Annotated in this window: 21 protein-coding genes; 5 read left to right on the top strand and 16 right to left on the bottom strand. The window is 48.8% G+C overall.

Going from position 1 to position 19,706, the window contains the following annotated elements:
* Window positions 1-105 precede the first annotated feature (105 nt).
* Both DVG79_RS04800 and DVG79_RS04795 read left to right on the top strand, forming a co-directional pair.
* On the top strand, window positions 106-855 hold the full coding sequence (locus tag DVG79_RS04800) for an SDR family oxidoreductase (RefSeq protein WP_114595686.1): 750 nt from the start codon (window positions 106-108) through the stop codon (window positions 853-855).
* Window positions 856-899: 44 nt separating this feature from the next.
* A complete protein-coding gene (locus DVG79_RS04795) occupies window positions 900-1,370 on the top strand; it encodes an NUDIX hydrolase (RefSeq protein ID WP_114595685.1) in 471 nt (156 codons plus the stop codon).
* A gap of 75 nt (window positions 1,371-1,445) precedes the next feature.
* On the opposite strand, the gene DVG79_RS04790 is transcribed toward DVG79_RS04795, so the two are convergent.
* The 4 genes from DVG79_RS04790 to DVG79_RS04775 all read right to left on the bottom strand — a co-directional run bounded on the left by DVG79_RS04790 (window position 1,446) and on the right by DVG79_RS04775 (window position 3,643).
* Complete coding sequence (locus DVG79_RS04790) at window positions 1,446-1,856, bottom strand: cupin domain-containing protein (RefSeq protein WP_114595684.1); 411 nt, start codon at window positions 1,854-1,856, stop codon at window positions 1,446-1,448.
* Window positions 1,853-2,209, bottom strand: a complete 357-nt coding sequence (locus DVG79_RS04785) for a cyclophilin-like fold protein (RefSeq protein ID WP_233494524.1) — start codon at window positions 2,207-2,209, stop codon at window positions 1,853-1,855. Before DVG79_RS04785 ends, DVG79_RS04790 begins: the two co-directional genes overlap by 4 nt.
* A gap of 115 nt (window positions 2,210-2,324) precedes the next feature.
* Window positions 2,325-2,900: an LbetaH domain-containing protein gene (locus tag DVG79_RS04780; protein WP_114595682.1), complete on the bottom strand. Its 576-nt coding sequence runs from the start codon at window positions 2,898-2,900 to the stop codon at window positions 2,325-2,327.
* Between the two features lie 5 nt (window positions 2,901-2,905).
* Entirely contained in the window at window positions 2,906-3,643 is a 738-nt protein-coding gene (locus DVG79_RS04775) for an SDR family oxidoreductase (RefSeq protein WP_114595681.1), read from the bottom strand.
* A 112-nt stretch (window positions 3,644-3,755) separates the two neighbouring features.
* Here DVG79_RS04775 and DVG79_RS04770 point away from each other — a divergent pair, with 112 nt between their 5' ends.
* Window positions 3,756-4,640, top strand: a complete 885-nt coding sequence (locus DVG79_RS04770) for a LysR family transcriptional regulator (RefSeq protein ID WP_114595680.1) — start codon at window positions 3,756-3,758, stop codon at window positions 4,638-4,640.
* Between the two features lie 67 nt (window positions 4,641-4,707).
* Here DVG79_RS04770 and DVG79_RS04765 read toward each other — a convergent pair whose 3' ends face one another.
* From DVG79_RS04765 to DVG79_RS04745, 5 genes are all read right to left on the bottom strand, one after another.
* The gene (locus tag DVG79_RS04765) at window positions 4,708-6,768 is read right to left on the bottom strand and encodes a beta-galactosidase (protein WP_114595679.1); all 2,061 of its coding nucleotides are present in this window, start codon (window positions 6,766-6,768) and stop codon (window positions 4,708-4,710) included.
* Between the two features lie 44 nt (window positions 6,769-6,812).
* A complete protein-coding gene (gene ganQ / locus DVG79_RS04760) occupies window positions 6,813-7,661 on the bottom strand; it encodes a galactooligosaccharide ABC transporter permease GanQ (protein ID WP_114595678.1) in 849 nt (282 codons plus the stop codon).
* Between the two features lie 5 nt (window positions 7,662-7,666).
* Window positions 7,667-8,923 (bottom strand): carbohydrate ABC transporter permease, encoded by a 1,257-nt coding sequence (ganP, locus tag DVG79_RS04755; protein ID WP_114595677.1) that lies wholly within the window; start codon window positions 8,921-8,923, stop codon window positions 7,667-7,669.
* Between the two features lie 57 nt (window positions 8,924-8,980).
* Window positions 8,981-10,255, bottom strand: a complete 1,275-nt coding sequence (gene ganS / locus DVG79_RS04750; RefSeq protein WP_114595676.1) for a galactooligosaccharide ABC transporter substrate-binding protein GanS — start codon at window positions 10,253-10,255, stop codon at window positions 8,981-8,983.
* Window positions 10,256-10,385: 130 nt separating this feature from the next.
* Complete coding sequence (locus tag DVG79_RS04745; RefSeq protein WP_114596551.1) at window positions 10,386-11,378, bottom strand: LacI family DNA-binding transcriptional regulator; 993 nt, start codon at window positions 11,376-11,378, stop codon at window positions 10,386-10,388.
* A 174-nt stretch (window positions 11,379-11,552) separates the two neighbouring features.
* Here DVG79_RS04745 and DVG79_RS04740 point away from each other — a divergent pair, with 174 nt between their 5' ends.
* Window positions 11,553-12,440, top strand: a complete 888-nt coding sequence (locus tag DVG79_RS04740) for an aldose epimerase family protein (RefSeq protein WP_114595675.1) — start codon at window positions 11,553-11,555, stop codon at window positions 12,438-12,440.
* Window positions 12,441-12,522: 82 nt separating this feature from the next.
* Here the strand turns inward: DVG79_RS04740 and DVG79_RS04735 are convergent, their stop codons facing one another.
* From DVG79_RS04735 to DVG79_RS04725, 3 genes are all read right to left on the bottom strand, one after another.
* Entirely contained in the window at window positions 12,523-12,918 is a 396-nt protein-coding gene (locus tag DVG79_RS04735) for an RDD family protein (protein WP_114595674.1), read from the bottom strand.
* Between the two features lie 107 nt (window positions 12,919-13,025).
* The gene (locus tag DVG79_RS04730) at window positions 13,026-13,223 is read right to left on the bottom strand and encodes a hypothetical protein (protein ID WP_114595673.1); all 198 of its coding nucleotides are present in this window, start codon (window positions 13,221-13,223) and stop codon (window positions 13,026-13,028) included.
* Between the two features lie 312 nt (window positions 13,224-13,535).
* The gene (locus tag DVG79_RS04725) at window positions 13,536-14,120 is read right to left on the bottom strand and encodes a hypothetical protein (RefSeq protein WP_233494523.1); all 585 of its coding nucleotides are present in this window, start codon (window positions 14,118-14,120) and stop codon (window positions 13,536-13,538) included.
* A 217-nt stretch (window positions 14,121-14,337) separates the two neighbouring features.
* Between DVG79_RS04725 and DVG79_RS04720 the strand changes: the two genes are divergently transcribed.
* Complete coding sequence (locus DVG79_RS04720) at window positions 14,338-15,261, top strand: zinc-dependent alcohol dehydrogenase (RefSeq protein ID WP_114595672.1); 924 nt, start codon at window positions 14,338-14,340, stop codon at window positions 15,259-15,261.
* Here DVG79_RS04720 and DVG79_RS04715 read toward each other — a convergent pair.
* The 4 genes from DVG79_RS04715 to DVG79_RS04700 form a co-directional block, all read right to left on the bottom strand.
* Window positions 15,226-15,870 carry a VOC family protein gene (locus DVG79_RS04715; protein ID WP_114595671.1) on the bottom strand — a complete coding sequence of 215 codons (645 nt, stop codon included), beginning with the start codon at window positions 15,868-15,870 and terminating at the stop codon, window positions 15,226-15,228. The two genes, DVG79_RS04720 and DVG79_RS04715, sit on opposite strands and share 36 nt — an antisense overlap.
* 16 nt (window positions 15,871-15,886) lie before the next feature.
* The gene (locus DVG79_RS04710; protein ID WP_114595670.1) at window positions 15,887-16,615 is read right to left on the bottom strand and encodes a DUF5694 domain-containing protein; all 729 of its coding nucleotides are present in this window, start codon (window positions 16,613-16,615) and stop codon (window positions 15,887-15,889) included.
* Between the two features lie 97 nt (window positions 16,616-16,712).
* Entirely contained in the window at window positions 16,713-18,059 is a 1,347-nt protein-coding gene (locus tag DVG79_RS04705; RefSeq protein WP_114595669.1) for a phenylacetate--CoA ligase family protein, read from the bottom strand.
* 230 nt (window positions 18,060-18,289) lie between these two features.
* On the bottom strand, window positions 18,290-19,648 hold the full coding sequence (locus DVG79_RS04700; protein WP_114595668.1) for a phenylacetate--CoA ligase family protein: 1,359 nt from the start codon (window positions 19,646-19,648) through the stop codon (window positions 18,290-18,292).
* Window positions 19,649-19,706 lie beyond the last annotated feature (58 nt).

The raw sequence follows: 19,706 nt of genomic DNA, 5'->3' as shown, positions 1-19,706 counted from the left end.
GTTCCTATTGATTTTTGTAAAAAAATCCCTCTTTTTTCTGGACGTTGTTCCTTCGGGAGCGGTAAGATGAACAAGCACATACTTAATGGAACTGGAGGCGTTGTTATGTCGTATACTCCCCGGATTGCCCTCATTACCGGGGCAAGCCACCCCCGCGATATCGGGACGGCCATTTGCCGGAAACTTGCGGCAGAAGGGATGACGATTTGTTTTACATACTGGAAAGCGGATCGTAAATGGATTGAGACGTTCCAAGCAGAACTGGCAGTAAACGATGTCCGAAGCGAAGCGCTCGAAATTGACTTGTCGGCGCCGGATGCGGCAGAACGTGTGCTTGCGCATACGTGCTCGACTCTCGGCACCCCGTCCGTCCTGATCAACAATGCGGCACATTCGACACAAACGAATCTCGCGACGCTTGACGCGACGGCACTCGATGCTCATTACGCCGTCAATGTCCGGAGTACGCTTTTATTATCGACCTTGTTTGCCCGGGCTTTCGCAGAAGCCGGTTTGCAGGCCGGCCGGATCGTCAACTTGACGTCCGGACAGGATCTTGGCGCGATGCCCGAAGAACTGGCCTATGCTGCAATGAAAGGGGCTGTCTCGTCTTTCACGACTTCCTTTGCGACAGCCGTCGCACCGCTCGGCATTACCGTCAATGCGCTTAATCCTGGACCGACCGATTCGACCTGGATGACGGACGACATCCGGACGCACCTGATACCGCAGTTTCCGCTCGGACGGATCGGGACACCGGAGGACGCTGCTCGGACGATTGCGTTTCTCGTCAGTGCAGACGCCGCCTGGATCACCGGACAAGTCATCCATGCCGAAGGTGGATTCGCACGGTAAACATCCATATTGTCAAAACGATGAAAAAGAAAGGATTGATTTAAATGGGATACATCTCAGAATTACGACAACTCATCGGCAGTCGTCCGATCATCAGTGTCGGCGCTACCGTCCTTGTGACAAATGACCAGCAGGAAGTTTTGTTCCAACACCGGTCCGATACGCTCGACTGGGGATTGCCTGGCGGATCGATGGAACTCGGCGAAACGCTCGAAGAAGTCGCTATTCGCGAGCTACACGAAGAAACCGGATTACAGACAAGCGAACTGGAACTGATCGGCGTCTTTTCCGGTCCTCGCTTTTACTACCGATATCCGAACGGCGATGAAGTGCATGGCGTCATTCATCTCTATCATGCGAAAAACGTCACGGGGACACTTGCGATGCTTGACGGAGAAAGTCTTGACCTGGCCTACTTTAGTCAAGCGACGTTACCGGAAAGCATTGAAAGTCGGGCCAACGAACTGATGCAGCAACTGGGAGATTCCTTCTGGACTCTCGGAAGTTCGTTTTAATTTTTTCCCTCCAAACGACAACGAGATCTACGCTCTAGTCCAAATGACGGACTGAAGGTAGATCTCGTTTTTCATTTATTTCTTCAGCAAGTCATATTCCCGTTCCGAAACCGGCTCCAGCCAGTCCGGAGTCCCTGCCGTGATGGTCAGGTGCGAAAACCAGCTGTCTGACGTCGCGCCATGCCAGTGCTTGACGCCGTCATATGTGACGACCGTATCTCCGCTTCGCAACAGACGGGCCGGTTTGCCCATCTCCTGATACCACCCTTCCCCATCTGTCACGAGTAGGATTTGATATCCGCCCCGATGGATATGCCAATGGTTGCGACAGCCCGGTTCGAATGTCACCTGACCGACTGAAATTTCGAGCGATGAATCATTGACGAACGGATGGAGGTAACTTTGTCCCGTGAAATACGCTTCAAAGGCTTCATTTTTTTCTCCCCGTTGAAAAGGATGTTCTACGGGTGTCTTGGATTTTGTCATAATTGTCCTCCCTCTCCTTCATACCATTGCACGGAAACAGACTTGTTGCCGAACGACGCCTGGATCTCCTGAAAACGACTAATTTTTCCAATTCGTGTATACGGAACAATCGGTTCAGCCGCTTGATAAAAAATCACCAAACAGTTATTTTGATACAGCAGCACGTCTCCGGCTTCAATCGTCTGAATCGGTTGGGGATTCGCCGGAAACGACTTATCGAAATAATAGTATTTCTCATTCTGGTGTAAATCGTCCATCTGAATTGTAAACGGCATTTCCGCAAGTATAGCTTTTACTGTCGCGTTATTTTCCAGTTGCACGGAAGCAACCTGACCGTTGACGTTGATGTTCATAGTATCGCTCTCCTTGATCTCTTGTTTGACTTCGGTTGAAACCGAAACTGACGGACCGCAACCTGAAAGTCCGAGCGAGAGGAGAACGGTGACAATCCCGACTCGACGCTTCATATCAGTCTTCTGATTCATCGATATAACGAATGATTCGTGCCGGAGTGCCGGCGACAATCGCCAAGTCCGGTACATCTGTTGTCACGGTCGCATTTGCTGCGACAATCGCATGTTTACCGACGGTCACGCCCGGCAGAATCGTTGCCCCTGCTCCGATCCAGGCATTTCGTTTCAGGTGAATCGGTTTCACCGTCAGCCCCCGCCGTTTCGACGGACTGACCGGATGATTGACGGTCAACAACTTGGCAAACGGACCGATCAGCACATGATCATCAATTTGAATCGAACCGAGATCCGTCAACATGACTCCGCGGTTGATGAAGATGTCTTTCCCAAGTGAGATATGCCGTCCAAAGTCTGTATAAAGCGGGGGTAAAACGACTACACTCTCATCCACCGGCTGACCGATCAGCTCGCCCAGCGTCTCGCGAAACTCGGCCGGAGACAACAGGTGCTGATTCAACCGGTGGAGCAGTCGTTCCCCGTCCCGCTGTACGGCATGAATTTGCTCGAATACGGCATCGTGTGACTCGACCAGCCGATTTTCGATTTGATGGTAGATCGATGAATGCTCCATCCGCATCACACTTGTTGTTGCGTCGGACGGATGATTAAGTTACTGATTGAGACACGGTCCGGTGTATCGATGGCATACAGGACGGCTTGGGCGACATCTTCGCTCGTCAATCCCCACTCTTGTTGCGCTTGACGCAGTGACTCGCCTGTTGCTTGATCTCTGATCGTCGTATACAATTCCGTCTGCACGGCTCCCGGTGAAATGATTGTCGATTTGACATTATTTTCACGTTGCTCCTGACGTAATCCTTCCATAATTGCCCGGACGGCAAACTTCGTCCCGCAATAGACGGCGGATTCCGGATAGACGACATGTCCCGCAACCGAATCTGTCGCAATGATATGACCGGACTGTTGCTGTTCCATGATTGGCAGTGTCGCGGCAATTCCGTTCAAGACGCCCATCACGTTGATGTCGAGCATGTTTTTCCAGTCCTCCCGGTGTCCGGCCGCAAGCGGAGCGGTCGGCATGATGCCGGCATTGTTGAAGAGAACATCAATCCGTCCGTAGACGGCTTTTGATTCCTCGACGACGGCTTCAACCTGATCGAATCGGGTGACGTCGGCCTGTTTGATTTGAATATACGCTTCAGGATAGGCTTCCTGAATGACTTGTAACCGCTCGATTCGACGGGCGGCGAGCATTAATTTGGCTCCGCGTGACGCGAGCAGTCGTGCCGTCGCTTCGCCGATTCCGCTTGACGCGCCCATGATGACGATGACTTTATTCAGTGGTGTGTTCATTTGTATTCCTCCTCTTAGTTGTTGCTTGTCTACAAGGTTACGAGTATCCATCCTCCATGTCTAATGCTAATATGAAATCATTATCCATAACTAAAACGCATAGGAGGACGTCATGGAAATTCAACAATTACGTTATTTTTTGGCAGTCGTCGAGGAAAAAAACATCACCCGGGCGGCCCGGATTCTCCGGATTTCCCAGCCCGCACTCTCCCGTCAACTCCAACGGTTAGAAGACGAATTGGCCGGTCCGTTGTTCGACCGGACTCCGGGAGGCATCGTCCTGACGGAAAGCGGGTACTATTTGGCGGAACGGGCGCGCGAACTTGTGACGCTGGCCGATAAAATCGTCACCAATCTTGTGACCGAGGAAACGTTGCGTGGCGAACTTTATATCGGCGGCGGTGAAACGGAAAGTCTGTTGCCGGTCATCCGGTCATTCAAACAAATGCAATCACAGCATCCGGACGTCACGATTCGGATACACAGCGGGAACGGTCAGGATATTCTGGATAAGCTCGATAAGGGAATTCTGGATTTCGGACTGGTCATTGAACCGTTTGACGTCAAGGCCTATCATTACCTGAAACTGAATCAGCCTGATCAGTGGGGGATTTTGACACGGCGCGATCATCCGCTCGGGCAACAGGCGACGGTAACAGCAGACGATTTACGGGACCTCCCGTTAATCGTTTCGGAACAACTCCAAGGAAACCGGACGTTCGCGGAACGGACCGGTTTGGACTGGGACACGGTCCATATCGTCGGAACATACAACCTGCTGTTCAACGCTTCGCTCCTCGTCAAGGAAGGAGTCGGTCATGCTTTGTGTCTCGACCGCATCGTCAATACGAGCGGAAGTGAACTCACCTTCGTCCCGCTGACGCCGGCGCTCACCGCCAACACCTACTTGATTTGGAAAAAACAAGCGGTCTTGTCGCGTCCGGCTAAAACACTGCTCGAATGGATGAGCTTTCCACAAGAGAAAACCGTCTTTTAACGGACATATCAAAAAACGACTTTTCGGACAGAAGTTATTTCTGTCTGAAAAGCCGTTTTGATTACATTCATACTTGATCGCGATTCTTCCGTTCGACCATCTTGACTTCATACGGGGCAAGTATCAACTGACCGCTGATCTCCGTTTGTGTCGCAGATTCCAGCAACGGTTCCAACAGTTCGATGGATTGCTCGACTTCGGAAAAGTTCAGGATGAATCCGTAATCCGTCTCCTGACCGCGACGTACTTGAACGGATACTTCCGCACGGTGCGATGTCGCGAGCGGTGCCTCGATCCGTAAACGGTCCGTCAGTAATGTATACAGGTCACGCTGGAAGGCAGCCTCGAGTCGCCCGCCGATATACCAGGCCTCTCCTTGTCCCAGCCGATGTTTCGTCACAGCCGGCGTCTGTCGATAAAAGTCGTCCGTATAGCGGCCGACGACCTCCGCTTCGTCGACCTGAATGACCGTCGCATACTCCTGCAGTTCATACTGTTTCCCGTTGAACATCACGTGATTGCGGTCGCTCGGATACAACGTGTCCGTCTCCGCCGGTGTCAGCCCAAAGATTGTCTGCAGTTCTTCCGGCCATCCGGCATACGCCAAATCATGCTCATCGACGAGACCCGTCATGTACGTCGTGACTAACGTCCCGCCCTGTTCGACAAAACGCTGCAACCGCTCCAGGGTCGTCGCACTGACCAGATACAGCATCGGCACGATCAACAGTTTGTAAGCATCAAACGGCTGTTCCTTCGTGATGACATCAACCGGAATATCCTGCTCGTAAAAAAAGCGGTAATGTTCCTGGAGGGTTTGCGGATACTGTTTCGTGTCGTTTGCGAACCCTTGCGCATCATTTAAGGCCCAATTGTTTTCCCAGTCGTAAAGAATCCCGACCTCTGCGGGACGCGTCGTGCCGACGACGGCGTCCAGTTGCTCGAGGGTCCGTCCGACTTGGGCGACTTCCTGAAAGACCCGGTTCTCTTCCGACCGGTCATGATCGACGACCGCCCCGTGGAACTTTTCCGACGAGCCGCGGGATTTCCGCCACTGGAAGTACAGCACGCTGTCGGAACCGTGGGCAATCATTTGCATCGAGGACAACAGGTGCATGCCCGGACGTTTCGCTTTGTTGACGGGATGCCAGTTGACGGCACTCGGCGTCGATTCCATCAAGAGGAACGGTTGCTGCTTCAAACTCCGGAACAAGTCATTGATGAATCCGACCTTCATCGCTAAATTAGCTGTTGTTTCCCAGTCATTGTGCCAGGTCGGATAAGCATCCCAACTGACGACATCGACATTCTTCGCGAATCGACTGTAGTCAAGGGCCTGGAACGGAATCAGGTCCTCGGTATCCGCCATGAAATTGGTGGTGATGGGAAGATTTGGTGTCAACTCGCGCAGGGGAACACTTTCCTGCTCAAAAAATGAAATCGTCTGCTCGGTCACAAAACGTTTCCAGTCGAGATTCAGACCATGAACCATACTTTCGCCGATTGGTGACGGCGACTCGATTTGCGACCAATCGTCAAACGTATGACTCCAAAAGGCACTCCACCAGGAGGCATTCAGTGCCTCGAGCGTCTCATACTTCACTTTCAGCCAATCACGAAAGGCTGCCTGACAGAGCCGACAATGGCACTCACCGCCGTACTCGTTCGAAACATGCCACATCAACAGCGCCGGATGATTCCCGTACCGCTCGGCCAATAAGCGATTGATCCGTTGTGTTTTTTCCCGGTACACCGGTGATGTCAGACAGTGGTTATGACGCCCGCCGTGAAGCTGTCTGACACGGCGCTCGTCGACACGCAACACTTCCGGATATGTTTGCGATAACCAGGCCGGACGTGCCCCGCTTGGTGTCGCCAAAATGACCTGTCCGCCGTTTGCGTGAATATCGTCAATTATCCGGTCAAGCCAGTCGAACGTGAACTGATTTTCGGTCGGTTCGAGCGCACTCCAGGCAAAAATGCCGATGGAATACGTATTCGTATGCGCGAGACGCATCAACCGTAAATCGTCCTGTAAGACGTCCGGGATATCGAGCCATTGATCCGGATTGTAGTCCCCGCCGTGCAACAGATGTCTGGCCTTTGATGTATAGATTTTTCGTCCCATTATTAAACTCTCCCTCACTCACCAATTTAGCTGTTCTTTCTCTCTTACCCTTTTGTTCCCCCGGCCGTCAGTCCGGACACAAAATGTTTTTGCAGCAGGACAAATAGAACTGCGACCGGGATGCTGATCAAAATCGCTCCGGCAGCAAACGTCGTATAGCTCGCTCCCATCGCTTCGTTGACAAGATTAAACAGTCCAATCGGCAACGTATACGCTTCCTGCGTCCGTAAAATTGTCGAAGCCAGTACAAAATCCCCGAGTGGTCCCGTAAATCCATTCATCGCGACCACGGCAAGCATCGGACGACAGAGCGGTAAAATAATTTGGATGAAAATCCGGGTATGACCGGCGCCGTCGAGTTTGGCACTTTCATCGAGGTCGACCGGAATTGAATCCATATATCCTTTCATCAAGTAGGTATTCATCGGAATTTGCCCGCCGATATATAACAGAATCAGCAGCCAATGACTATTCATCATGCCAAGTAGCTGGGCCAGCACGAACAGGGCAATCAAGGCTGAAAACTGCGGAATCATCTGTAACAGCAAGAACAACGTCAAGGCTTGCTGGCGTCCTTTGAAGCGAAACCTTGAAAAAGCATAGGCTGTAAAAGAAACACTGACAACCGTCCCGAGCATCGTAAAGAGACTGATTTTCAAAGAATTCATATACCAATGACCGTATTGCAGACTTTCTTTTCCGGCAAATAATTCCCGGTAATGATCCAGTGTCGGATTTTTTGGAATGATCGACGTGCTGACTAAACTGTTGCCCGGATTAAAGCTCGCACCAATCGTCCACAGGAGGGGATAGATGATGCAGGTCGCAACGAACAGCAGAATCAAATAGGTCAGCGTCAGACGAACCGTCCGTGTCTTGTTTCCAGTCGCCATCCCGATCACGCTCCTTCCTTAAAGGCGTTCGTACGTCTAAACTGCCATAACGCAATCGCGATGACAAAAATCGACAGTAAGATTGTCAAGGCGGCCGCTAACGCATATTGACCGGACTGCATCGTCAATTTATATATCCAGGAGACGAGAATATCCGTTCCGCCGGCATTGGAACCCGGTACGGACGGTCCGCCCCCGTTAAAGAGATAGATGATATTAAAGTTATTGAAATTAAACGTGAACTGGGTAATGATGATCGGCGACATTGCAATCAGTACCATCGGCATCGTAATATGTCGAAACTTCGCAAACATCGACGCCCCGTCAATCGTTGCCGCTTCGTATAAATCATTCGGAATTGATTGCAGGACACCTGTCGTCACTAAAAAGACGTACGGGAATCCGAGCCATCCCTGCATAAAAACGAGGGCAACACGTGTCCACTTCTCATCCGTTAACCACAGGACCGGATCAAGACCGAACAGAGACAAGATGTCCAGATTGATGGCACCGAAGCTGTCATTAAAGAGTCCGGCAAAGACAAGAATCGTCACAAAGCCGGGAACCGCCCACGGCAAGACGAAAATCGTCCGAATGACACGTTTGAACTGGACCTCTTTTTGATTGACGAGTACTGCTAAAAAAATACCGAGCGACACTTGTAAGGTCGAGGCGACCAAGGTCCAGACAATTGTCCAAGACAACACATCAAAGAACGTCGACCGCCAAATATCAACTGTGAAGATTTGAGCAAAGGTAGAAAATCCGACCCAATCCGCCAGTTTGGCAGGCGGGGAATGGTACAAATCATAATTCGTGAACGCCAAGGCGAAACTGAACAAAATGGGAAAGATTACGGCAAAGATCAATAGAAACAACGAAGGTCCGCTGACTAAATAGGGATAACCCTGATCCATTAAATTCCGATAATCCGACCACAAAGAATCCGGTCGGACGCCTTGATCCCGCTTTTCTCCATTACGGTAGGCGTCCCGTAAATTAAATACATACAGACCGATCCCAAATAACAGGACGATGATCGCGATGATGCCTTGTGCCAATAGGAAAATCGAGTTGTCGCGTGGCACTTCTGTTCCGAGTGTTACGATTCCCCATAGCCCCATGTTGAGCAGATCGGCGAACGCTATCCAAAAGGCAATGCTGACTGCGAGCAAGAGTCCGCCTTTCATCCATTGCCGGTGATACAGTTGGCCAAGTCCTGGAATGATTGATAACACTAATCCAATTTTCCGATGTTGCACGTCCTTCACCTCTTTATTAGAGTATCCGACTGTCAGGCATTGTCATATCAAACACGGTTATTTCGTTCCGTGTTTCGCCTTAATCTGACCGTCAATCGTCTTGACGGCTTGCTTCATCGCTGCTTCCGGTTCCGCTTTTCCGGTGGCAATCGTTTGAAGTGCGGCATCAACCGGCTTCCAGACTTCATTCATTTCGGGGACGTTCGGTGTTAACTCGGAAAATTTAGATTGTTCGGCTACTGCTTGTGCGGCTGGACTTTTTGTGACGGCAGAGTCTTCTGCCAACGCACTGACAGCAGGAACTTCTTTTGTGATTTCAAAACGTTTTTTAGAGTTTTCCGCATTCGTCAAATAAAGCGCAAGTTTGCTCGCAAGCTCCGATCGTTTGGAATAGGCACTGACATTATAACTTTTGACGCCGATGAAAGAACTCATGTTTTTCCCGTTTTCAAGTTCCGGCAGTTTTGTGATACCGAAATCAATGCCGGCTTTCGTAAACGGCTCGACATTCCATGGACCAGAGATGATGGCGGCTGCCTTCCCTTCCGTAAACAAGGATTCAAGAACGTTGATTCCCTGCTCACCGATGATGCCTGCCGGGAATAATTTTTCCTTATAGAACTTTTGAATATAGGACGCGCCTTCGATGGCTCCGGTATTCGCAAGGCCGACTTCTTTTGTCTGGTATTTTCCTTGATCATCTTGTTTGAAAATATAACCGCCATATCCACTTAAGACACTTTGGGCATAATAGATTTGATCAAACAAAGCGAGGAATCCGAACGATTGCCCGGTTGTCGTTTTTTTCGATAAGGCGTACCACTCTTCCAGTGTTTTCGGTAACTTGTCTTCTGAGACCAGTTTTTTATTGTAGTATAAAACCGTTGTTTCCACCGCTTTCGGGACACCGTAGAGTTTTCCGTTCACTTTTTGCGAATCAAGGGCAACATCGGTATAAATCGACTGGACCTCTTTCGGAACATCCATCTCCTTGATGATTCCTTCTGTTACGGCAGTCCCAATCTGATCCCCCGGCATCGTCAATAAATCGGGACCCGTCCCTGCCGGACCATCTAATCGTAAATCCTCGATTTGCTTGGCGTACGGTTTTTCGATGACCTTTACGTCGACATCGTTGTCCCGTTCGAATTTTGAAACGATGTCTTTGATCCCTTCACCTTTTTCAATGTCTTCCCAGACGATCAGCTTCGCTTCTTTGTTTGATGATTGTTCCTTGCTTCCCTGCGCTTCTTCCCCGGGACCACATGCCGCGAGCGAGGCTGTCAATGCCAGACTACTCAGGACCGTCATATATGTAATGGTTTTTTTCATCTACTTTTTCCTCCTGTGGATCATATTATGAAAAGATTAAAACACTTTTTGTAAGCGCTCTAATAATCAAAATATAGCACCACAAGAAAACTTTGTAAATAAATTTAGTAAAAAATTTTACTAAATTTATTTACAAAGTGCTTTTACGCGTAATCAATTCCGCACCGATATAGACCGTTTTGACGATATTTCGTTTCTTTAACACACGTTCCAGTAAAAGTTGAATCGCATTTTGACAAATCTCCTCAAGGTCAATATGGAACGTCGTCAGAGGCGGCGACACATATTTCGAAATACTTGTATCATTGACACTGATCAGACTGACCCGTTTCGGAATCTCGATCTGTTGCTCGTTCAAGACTTGTAAACAACCGACTGCAATCGGATCCGCCGCTACATAAAACGCTGTCGGCAACTCTTCCCCAAGTTGTTCGACCGCCTGATTCATTAAGTAATGTCCATTGTCGACCGAAAATCCCCGCCGGCAAAAGATGAAATCTTCCCGCAACAAGTCACGTTCCTCCATCGTTTGACGAAACGCCCGCTCCCGTCCATCCATCTCTTCCGCGTCCGTATCGAGGTTATGATACGTGCCGCCGATAAACCCGATCTTTTCATGACCTTGCTCCACCAGCACTTCAACTGCCTGACGGGTGATTTGCGCAAGATCCGGACGAACCGAATCGTAATGCGCGGGATCCGGTGTAGAGTCGATGAATACGCCATGCGGTGTCAGTTCTCTCAAATATTCCAGCTCCCGGTTCATGAATGAACCGACGGCAATGAATCCGTCGATATCCAACGGGATTTTTTCAATCCCGCCTTCGAGTTTGTAGGTCGTCAATTCGATGTTGTTTTCCCGTGCTTTTTTTTCGATTTCCACCCGCATCGTTTGAAAATAGACATCTTCGAGCTCTTCGTTATCGGTCAGCCAATATAAAAACGCGATGTTCTTCACGAGTGTTTTCAGTGTTTTTTTCCGGTACCCGATTTCTTCCGCCACTTCAAAAATCCTGGCTCTCGTCTCGTCTCCCACTGATAACGTCGGGTCATTATTCAATACGCGGGATACCGTCGAAATCGAACAACCCACTTCTTTTGCAATATCTTTGATCGTCGCCATCATGCATCCGCCTCTTTTTTTAATTATTTTAAGTAAAAAGTTTTAGTAAATAAATAGATTAAAATATTTTATGCGTGGTAAAGTAAAAGGGAATAATTTTACTGATTTGATTATTGTATATGTATTATACCGTTAAAAAGGGTTTAATTTCACACGAAAAGAGGAGGAAAGAAATTGCAGGTCCGGATGAATTCACAAAAAGACCGGTCGGCACGATATCGTTTGAACAATGATCGGGGAATGGAAGTCGAGATTGCAAGCAAAGGAGGAAGCATTGAACGTTTGATCGTACCTGACCGAAATGGTCATCCCGAAAATATTATGTTTGACTGTTCTTTAGTAACGGTTCCTGCGATTCCTCGCGGTTTATCCGGCCGGTTGTATGATACGTCGTCCGGTTCCGTTCACGAAATCGATCTGGCATTACATCAACTTTTATTCACAGCTGAACCGTTTTCGACAACACAAGAATCCGGACTTCGTCTGTCGGCGGAAATCGCTGTCAACGGACAGGTGATCGCAATCAACGTTCTTTATGTACTGACTAACAGCAATCAATTGATTCTCCGTTATACAGCGACGACCAACCAGCCGCTTCGCCTCTCTTTGTCGCTTCCTATTTTCTTTAACCTAAGCGGTAATTTAAAAGCTAGTATTACAAAACATGATTTAAAGTTTTCCAGTTCTTGTTTCATCCACCCTGTACCGGCGCTGTCGATTAATCCCTGCTTGCAACAGACGAAAGGAACACCCTTTGATTTTCGGTTAGGGCGTCGTCTGAACCGTTTCTTTTTAGACAAGATGTTTTCAAGGTCTCCTGCCGATACCTATTATTTATTTCATCAACAACCGGTCATCTCTGTTCATGAAGCCGTAAGCGGCCGCTGGATGACAATGGAAACTTCCCAGCCCGGCTTTGTGTTGTCTACAGCAGCGCATCATACCGATACTTTTTTTTCCGGTATTTGTTTTGATTCAACCGATTTCCTTCTGTCATCTCTCATTAACGGTCCAATTCCCTCCTTTCACGAGACGACTTATTCGTTCAGCACGACGTATTGATTTCACAGCAAGAGGAGGACAGCAGACTGTGCATCTGTCATCCTCCTCCGTTTGATTTGTTTTTACGAGTCCACCCGCGAACCTAGTTGATTTTCCGGATGACCCGGGTCCCGGCAAATTCATCTTCCGGCAGGATCGATCCGTCTCGCAGATATACTTTCCGATTTTTCCAGCCTTTAATCGGCGCAATCGTCTCCCGGTACACAATCCGTTTCGCGATCTGTTTGACGGCGAGCGGCTGGCCGTTCTCGCTGACGACCTGAATTTGAAACAGACGTTGCCCGACGGTTTGTCCGCTACCTGTTGACAGTTGGACCGTCTCAATCAAAAAATTAACGACCGGCTCCGTAATAAGTGAATGCACTGCCTTGTTCTTAATCCGCTTCAATACCGTTTTCTCGAGCAGACCGGAAACCATCCCTTGGACAACTAAGTCGACAACTCCCGCTCCGATTCGGCGTTTTAATAATCCATCCATGTTCAGTTCCTCCTTCTTTTCAATTCCACTGACATTATCTCCTTCGTGATGGAAACAAAAAAACCTTTTTTGAAACGGAGATCTCCGCTTCAAAAAAGGTTGTCTCGTCACGTATACACCAGGACAGTCCCGCCCAAACCGAACAGACAGCAACCGTACAGAACGGCTGCCAATCGTTTATTTGATACCGGGATGTCTCGGCGAACAAAAAGTCGTCCGTACCTTACAGTCAAAACGATACCGATAATGAGTGCAGCAAGCGCAAGATTCGGGATATCAAGCATCATTAAATACCCATTCAACATCTTCCTCATCCTCTCCTGTCGGCTATTATGTAAGCCCCCTGTCGGCCCAGCCACGCGGTACTCCTAGAGGCAGCAAACAAGTCCTCTCTATTACCATTATCTCGTGGATTTGATCGTTCTTTATTCGTTAAAGGTTCTACTTTCATTCTCTGAGCGTTCAGCGTTGTTCGTTGTCGGTTGAGCTGTCAACGTTGAACTTTCACTTCTGGTTCTCAACGGAACCGATGTGAGGTGCCAGCGCACCGTTGTTTTGTTATCGCACAAAACAAGCGTGTTTGGTCACAGGAGTATCAGGCAAACAGGGGATGTTCCTCAGGCGAAAATTTTCGTTACGGTATTGCTTTCCGATAACGTAAAATCCACTTCCGTCTCAAACATATTAATCGTCTCATCGAGTTCAGTCATGACTTGACGCAGGTTTGACGGATCAATCAGATTCGGCTCCAGCCGCTCGAGAAACAGACGGCGTGACTTTTCCATCTCGTCCGCATTCCCTTGTTCCCGTGACCCGTATGTCGCTTCGATATGGCTGTCTGCCCGCCGTACGACGTCTTGCCGTTCCGTTTCAATCGTCTGTTCGACTTGTCGGAGCTGTTCGCGTAACGTCTGCAACAGTTGCCTTTCATACACAAGGCCTGTATCCCGACGGTCAATCGCTTCCGCGACAGTCATCTCACGCCCCTCCATCCGGACGATCGTCACGGCATTCGATGCCGTGATAGCAGACTTGATCCGGTTCCGGCGTTCCATTAAATCGCGGACTGACTGAAGGTTCGCTTTCGCTTCTTCCGCAAATACCACAACAGACGGATATCCCGCCGGTGCCTGATTGCCACTTTGCACACCGATAAACGATTTCGTCTGCGCTTTTTGAATCCGTTTATCTAAACTTTTCAACTCTACTAATCCACGATGGATGGACATTTCGATTCGTTCGATGAAGACCACATCCTTTTCTGATTCCATCTTTTTTTCAGAATAACATATCTTGAATTGGAAATGGATCCTCACCCAACAGTTTAAAACTTACAAAATTGTCATATTTTTAATTGGATAAGGGATTATTTACCTTATACTAGAAGAAGACAATTTTTTCAGAAAAGAGGTTTTTTTAATGCATCAACACCGATTACAGGTCACGGCAGCCCGGTCTCTCACCTGGACCAGACATCATCTTCCTCCGGTACAGGCACACGAACTGCTTGTCCGGACGATTGCCGGTGCAATCAGCATCGGGGCTGAACTGCCGCAAGTCCGGGGCGACGACCCGACCGATCCGGCTCCTGTCTATCCGAAAGAGACCGGCTACGAAAGTTATGCCACCGTCCTCGCTGTCGGTGACAACGTCACCCGCTTTCAAGTCGGCGACCGCTTACTCGCTTTTTACGGTCATCAGGATGTTGCCCTTGTCGAGGAGTCCAAAGCGATCCCGGTGCCGGACGGCATATCCCCTAAACTTGCGTTACTGAACATCTTATCGTGCGATGCCGCGAAAGGCGTACGGAAATTAGCGCCACGAACGACAGATTCGGTGCTTGTGACCGGAATGGGTGTCATGGGACTGCTGACAGTCTTCTATCTGCGGCACTTCTATCATGTCGACCGGATCGTCGTCTTTGACCCTGATCCCGTCCGCTCATCGCTTGCACTGTCACTCGGAGCGCATGCTTTATACTCAGACACTGATGAGACGTTTACACATGCACTGGAATGTTCCGCACGACAGGACGCTTTCGTCTTATTACAGGAAAAACTTGTTCCCCATGGACAGCTTTGCATTCTTTCAGACGGGAATCATGAAACACTGTCATTGACACCGGCTTTTTACGAGAAGGAGTTGCGGCTCGTCGGTTCGAGTGATGGATGGGATTACCAAGAACATGCCGCATGGTTTTTCAAGACGGCACCGCATGTTCCCCGTCTCGAACATTTGTTCGAGCAAACAGTTGCTTCCAACGATTTAGCCGAATGTTTTGAGCGTTTGCTGACAGATGCGACACCTTTAAAGGTTCTGGTCCTCTATCCGTCCGTTGATTAACGCAAGCGGGTTCACCGTCCGGACTTCGAGACCGTTCGGATCTTGCAACGATAGCGCAGGTGTTCCGGAAAATACAGCCTTCCTGGCATGCATCCGTTGCGAGACAGACGTCGTGATTTCCGGAACCGCCCGATCCAGTAACTGAGACAATAACGGCTCAAGTCCCGGCTTTGGTGTCGCGATTCCAAGTTGCAGGAGTTGGTCCCCTGTTTCTGACTCGACGGCATCCGGATGGGTCTGCAATTCAACCCGGAAACCAAACGGCGTTCCGATGAACGTCCGGCGTTCGTTTGCCTGAACTGTCAGTCCCAGACCTTCCGCCCGGTCGATTACCTTTAGTCGGTCGGCTTCCGTTACGAGAAATCCGATATGATCGAACATCACCTTTTTTCCGTAACCAAACGTAATATTGATGGCCCCCCGTTTCATCTCGATGATCCGAAACAAAATCTGTTGCTCACGGAAATCGTCCCAATCGAGCGGAGGATCAAACGAGGTGAACGCGCCTTCGTATTTACCAATCCGTTGTGTCACCTGAAAACCGAGTTGCTGATAAAACCGTTCCGTTTCTTCAACGAACGGTGTCCAAAGATGATAATGAAATAACATATGTATGTCTCCTTTATTAAATGATATCGTCGAGTGTTAAAAGCGTAATCTCATCACAATCCGTCAGAAGTTGCCGGAGCAAGTACACATGTGCCAATCCGTATATGACAACAATCCGTTCCTCGGGCCCTTCGCTCTGTGTCAGGATATTTTTAAAGATCATCAGGTTCCGGGCATACCAATACCGGGCCATCCATTCCATCCCCGACACTCCAAGACAGGCGAGTGTCAAATAGGTTTGATGCATCTCCCGCGTCCGTCCGTCTGTATTGATTTTATGTAGAAACGACAGTAACGGCAGTTCAGAAAACTCGTACTCCATCTGTCGCATCCGTTCCGTCTCTTTTGCGATAATCTCGTCAAATCGTTCCGGTTCTTCGTCTCTCAGCTGACCGAGCGACGGCACTCCGTCAAGCATCTGATTCCAGTCAATCGCCAGGAGATCGGTAAGATTCATTTGAGCCGCCAGACGAAAACCAAGCTGATGCCGTTCATCGGCGGTCAGCGTCAATTGCCCGGCACGATAGGCCTTGTATTCCTGCGTCAAGTCCCGTTGATGTTCAGAACGAGTTTCGATCATGATCTTCGTCGGACGAAAGTCGGACAGGACATTTAATACGTCCTCAATTTGTTTTTGCCGGTCCGGTGTCAGGATCGACATGCCTTGCACATGAAGTAAGTCTCCGTTATCCGGTCGGTCAAAATGTATGCTCCCGATCAGTAATACAGTCCCGTTTCGCCTCATCGTCTTCCTCCTTTTTGGTGATCTTCTTTCATACTACAATAATTGTAAAAAAAATCCATCAAAAAAACACGGATCCTCACTTGGATCCGTGTTCCGTTTACATCAACTGTTTCACCAAAAGCGTCTTGCCGCTGACTTCCCGCGGGATGTTGTCGACGGCACGTAACGAGACGTTCATCTCAGCGCCGAGTAAGGTTTTTAAAAATCGGTACAGTTGTTCCTCATGCTCCGATAAAAAACGGGTCCGGTCCGGAATATACAAAAATGTGATGTCCCGTTCACTGTTTTGGATATATTGGACCCGTTCGACGCTGTTCGGTAACGCTTTGACCAGACTCGACAGCTGACCTTCAAAAACCTTTTGACCGTTTTGTTTGACGATATACCCTCGTCCGCGACCGTCAATCGAATCCATCACGGGACCCGGATGCCCGCAGGAACAGGTTTTCCCGCTGCTCGTCATGCGATCTCCGACCCGGTACCGGACAAGCGGCGTCCCGTGTGTATCAAAACTTGTCACAAGAATTTGTCCGTCCGGTTCGATTTCAATGATTCCCATCTCATAATGCAGATGTTTATTCCCGAAGCGGCATTCGGAGACAATCGGTGCTCCTTCCGATGACGCATATTGATCAAAGACAGGCGCATGAAACACCTCTTCAATCAATTTCCGTTCCGTCGCGGTCATCATCTCAGCCGTCGGAAAGATGGCGCGCGGCCGACACTGCAACTCCATCCCGATCCGTTTGGCATGATAGGCCAGTTCAATCATTGCTGACGGCAACCCGTCAATCGATTCCGGATCAAACCGGTCGATTGCCTGCAAATAAGCGGTCATCGTCTCAGGATTGAGTTTCTTGACAGTGAACAGCAATTGGTTCAGCGCATGATTCCTCCGCCAGTAGACGGGTTTCTGTTGACGTTCCGAAACGAGGGCCTGTGCCGTAAAACTGATCCGGCGCATGCCCTTTTGGACACCGTGAGTCGCCTTAAAAAAATCGAGATGGGCCATCCGCACCTGCATATCTTCTTTTGTATACCGGACTTGAATCGATTTCCCTGTCGTCCCGCCTGTTTTACCAAGAATCGGCGCATCGAGATCCGTTCGAATCGATTCAATTCGTTGCCGTAACGTTTCTTTTTCCAGGGATGGAATTTGCTTAAGCTCTGTCAGTGTCTGGAAAGGTAACTGCAACTTTAATTCTTGGAACAACGAGTTGTAATACACACTATGTTGCTGGCAAAACAGCAAAAACGTATTGAGACGTGTCAATTGATCCCGTTCCACATCGATTGGCTTTTTCCATTTGTCCGCTAATTCTTGAAATCGTTTTTGGTATGCTGGTCCATACCGTTCCCGTTGAAGTCGATAGCCGTACAAGGTGGTGAGAAGATTTTGCATGAACACCGGTGAAAACAGATAGACTTGCTCTTTGATTCCCATCTGCGCACGTCCTTTCGATCACTGACTTGACGCCTTCATTAGAATGTATCCTTAATACGTTCAGTTTACGTCGGCATTCTGACAATCACATGACAAAATCTACCTCGTCGGCTTCCTTTTTAATGATTTTCCACCTTTAACAAATTAGTGCTTTTTTGAAAAAAATTAAAAAAAAACAGATTACCTTTTCGGAAAATAAAGGTAATCTGTTTTTTTAAATTTTTTAATTTTCAACTGGTCTCCGGTAACAATTGTTTGATTAACAACGTTTTCCCGCTGATTTCTTTCGGAATTTCCGGAACTGCCCGTAACAATACTTCCATTTGTCCGCCAAACAATCGTTTCAGGACGAAGTACAGTTCCTTTTCATGTTCTTCTTTAAAACAACGTTCATCCGGTACGTACAGCATGACGATTTCTTCCTTGTCGGATTGAATATACTGGACCCGTTCGATACAGTTCGGGAAGGCGCGAACGATACCGGCCAGTTCTCCCTCGAAAATCCGGTGACCGTCTTTCAGTTGAATGAAACTTCGTCCCCGCCCGTCAATGGACGCTATGACCGGCCCGGCGTGCCCGCACTGGCACGTTGTTTCACTCAGCGTCATCCGATCCCCGACACGATACCGGACGAGTGGCGTGCCGTGTGTATCAAAGCTCGTCACGAGAATCTGACCATCTTCTTCGACCTCAATGATGCCCATTTCATAATGCAGATGTTTTTTACCGTAACGACACTCCGCAACGATAGGCGCTCCCTCGGATGAGGCATACTGATCAAAAATCGGCGCATGAAACACTTCCTCAATCAATTGGCGTTCCGCCGGCGTCATCATTTCCGCCGTCGGGAAAATTGCTTTCGGTCGGAACGTACACGGAATATTGTATTTTTTGGCATGACGGGCTACTTCGATCATGCCTGAAGGCAAGCCGTCAATTGATTCCGGGTTAAACCGGTTCAATTGTTCGATGTATAAGGTTGCTGTTTGCGGATTAATATTCTTGATCGTAAACAACATCTGGTTGATCGTTTTATTCATCCGCCAATAAACGGGTGCTTTCTGTGATGCTGCGGCCAATGTCTGACCCGTAAAACTGGCGCGTCGCATGCCGCGTTCGATCCCGTGGGTCCATTTAAAATAGTCGAGGTGTGCCATCCGGATCTGCATGTCTTCCTTTGTATAATGGACTTGAATCGACTTCCCCGTCGTTCCGCCTGTTTTCCCGAGAATCGGCGCCCGGATTTTTGCATGAACATCCGCATTGCGTGTCCGGAGGATTTCCTTGCTCAACACCGGAATGCGCTTTAACTCGTCCAATGCTTGAAGCGGTAATCTGATTTGGTGTTGCTCGAACAGTTCTTGATAATACGGACTGTACGTCTGGCAAAACAGTAGAAATTGATTCAGTCGTGCCAGTTGTTCCACTTGCGCATTCGTCCGAAAACGTTCTTTTTCCTTTAATTCTTGTAACCGTTTCTGGTAAACCGGACCATACCGTTCCTGATACAGCACGCGACCGTAAATCGTCGTTAAGATATTTTGAAGAAAAATCGGTGAATGAAAGTAAATCGATTGCTTGAGTTGCATACGTCCACTCCTCTCACATCCCAGTCAGAAATTTCAGTTGTAACGTCATCCATTTCCT

Source organism: Exiguobacterium sp. RIT594 (genome assembly GCF_003339585.1).
Taxonomy (GTDB): Bacteria; Bacillota; Bacilli; order Exiguobacteriales; family Exiguobacteriaceae; genus Exiguobacterium_A.
The sequence above is the reverse complement of the archived record's forward strand: the minus strand, read 5'-3'. Positions and strand labels throughout refer to the sequence as shown.

What these genes read in the sequence shown, in the direction of transcription:
- DVG79_RS04700 (WP_114595668.1), bottom strand. Translation starts at nt 19,648, where the DNA reads ATGCAACTCAAGCAATCGATTTACTTTCATTCACCGATTTTTCTTCAA.
- DVG79_RS04770 (WP_114595680.1), top strand. Translation starts at nt 3,756, where the DNA reads ATGGAAATTCAACAATTACGTTATTTTTTGGCAGTCGTCGAGGAAAAA.
- DVG79_RS04775 (WP_114595681.1), bottom strand. Translation starts at nt 3,643, where the DNA reads ATGAACACACCACTGAATAAAGTCATCGTCATCATGGGCGCGTCAAGC.
- DVG79_RS04745 (WP_114596551.1), bottom strand. Translation starts at nt 11,378, where the DNA reads ATGGCGACGATCAAAGATATTGCAAAAGAAGTGGGTTGTTCGATTTCG.
- DVG79_RS04790 (WP_114595684.1), bottom strand. Translation starts at nt 1,856, where the DNA reads ATGACAAAATCCAAGACACCCGTAGAACATCCTTTTCAACGGGGAGAA.
- DVG79_RS04780 (WP_114595682.1), bottom strand. Translation starts at nt 2,900, where the DNA reads ATGGAGCATTCATCGATCTACCATCAAATCGAAAATCGGCTGGTCGAG.
- DVG79_RS04730 (WP_114595673.1), bottom strand. Translation starts at nt 13,223, where the DNA reads ATGTTGAATGGGTATTTAATGATGCTTGATATCCCGAATCTTGCGCTT.
- DVG79_RS04785 (WP_233494524.1), bottom strand. Translation starts at nt 2,209, where the DNA reads ATGAACATCAACGTCAACGGTCAGGTTGCTTCCGTGCAACTGGAAAAT.
- DVG79_RS04710 (WP_114595670.1), bottom strand. Translation starts at nt 16,615, where the DNA reads ATGAGGCGAAACGGGACTGTATTACTGATCGGGAGCATACATTTTGAC.
- DVG79_RS04765 (WP_114595679.1), bottom strand. Translation starts at nt 6,768, where the DNA reads ATGGGACGAAAAATCTATACATCAAAGGCCAGACATCTGTTGCACGGC.
- DVG79_RS04800 (WP_114595686.1), top strand. Translation starts at nt 106, where the DNA reads ATGTCGTATACTCCCCGGATTGCCCTCATTACCGGGGCAAGCCACCCC.
- DVG79_RS04715 (WP_114595671.1), bottom strand. Translation starts at nt 15,870, where the DNA reads ATGTTATTTCATTATCATCTTTGGACACCGTTCGTTGAAGAAACGGAA.
- ganQ (WP_114595678.1), bottom strand. Translation starts at nt 7,661, where the DNA reads ATGGCGACTGGAAACAAGACACGGACGGTTCGTCTGACGCTGACCTAT.
- DVG79_RS04705 (WP_114595669.1), bottom strand. Translation starts at nt 18,059, where the DNA reads ATGGGAATCAAAGAGCAAGTCTATCTGTTTTCACCGGTGTTCATGCAA.
- DVG79_RS04795 (WP_114595685.1), top strand. Translation starts at nt 900, where the DNA reads ATGGGATACATCTCAGAATTACGACAACTCATCGGCAGTCGTCCGATC.
- ganS (WP_114595676.1), bottom strand. Translation starts at nt 10,255, where the DNA reads ATGAAAAAAACCATTACATATATGACGGTCCTGAGTAGTCTGGCATTG.
- DVG79_RS04735 (WP_114595674.1), bottom strand. Translation starts at nt 12,918, where the DNA reads ATGGATGGATTATTAAAACGCCGAATCGGAGCGGGAGTTGTCGACTTA.
- DVG79_RS04720 (WP_114595672.1), top strand. Translation starts at nt 14,338, where the DNA reads ATGCATCAACACCGATTACAGGTCACGGCAGCCCGGTCTCTCACCTGG.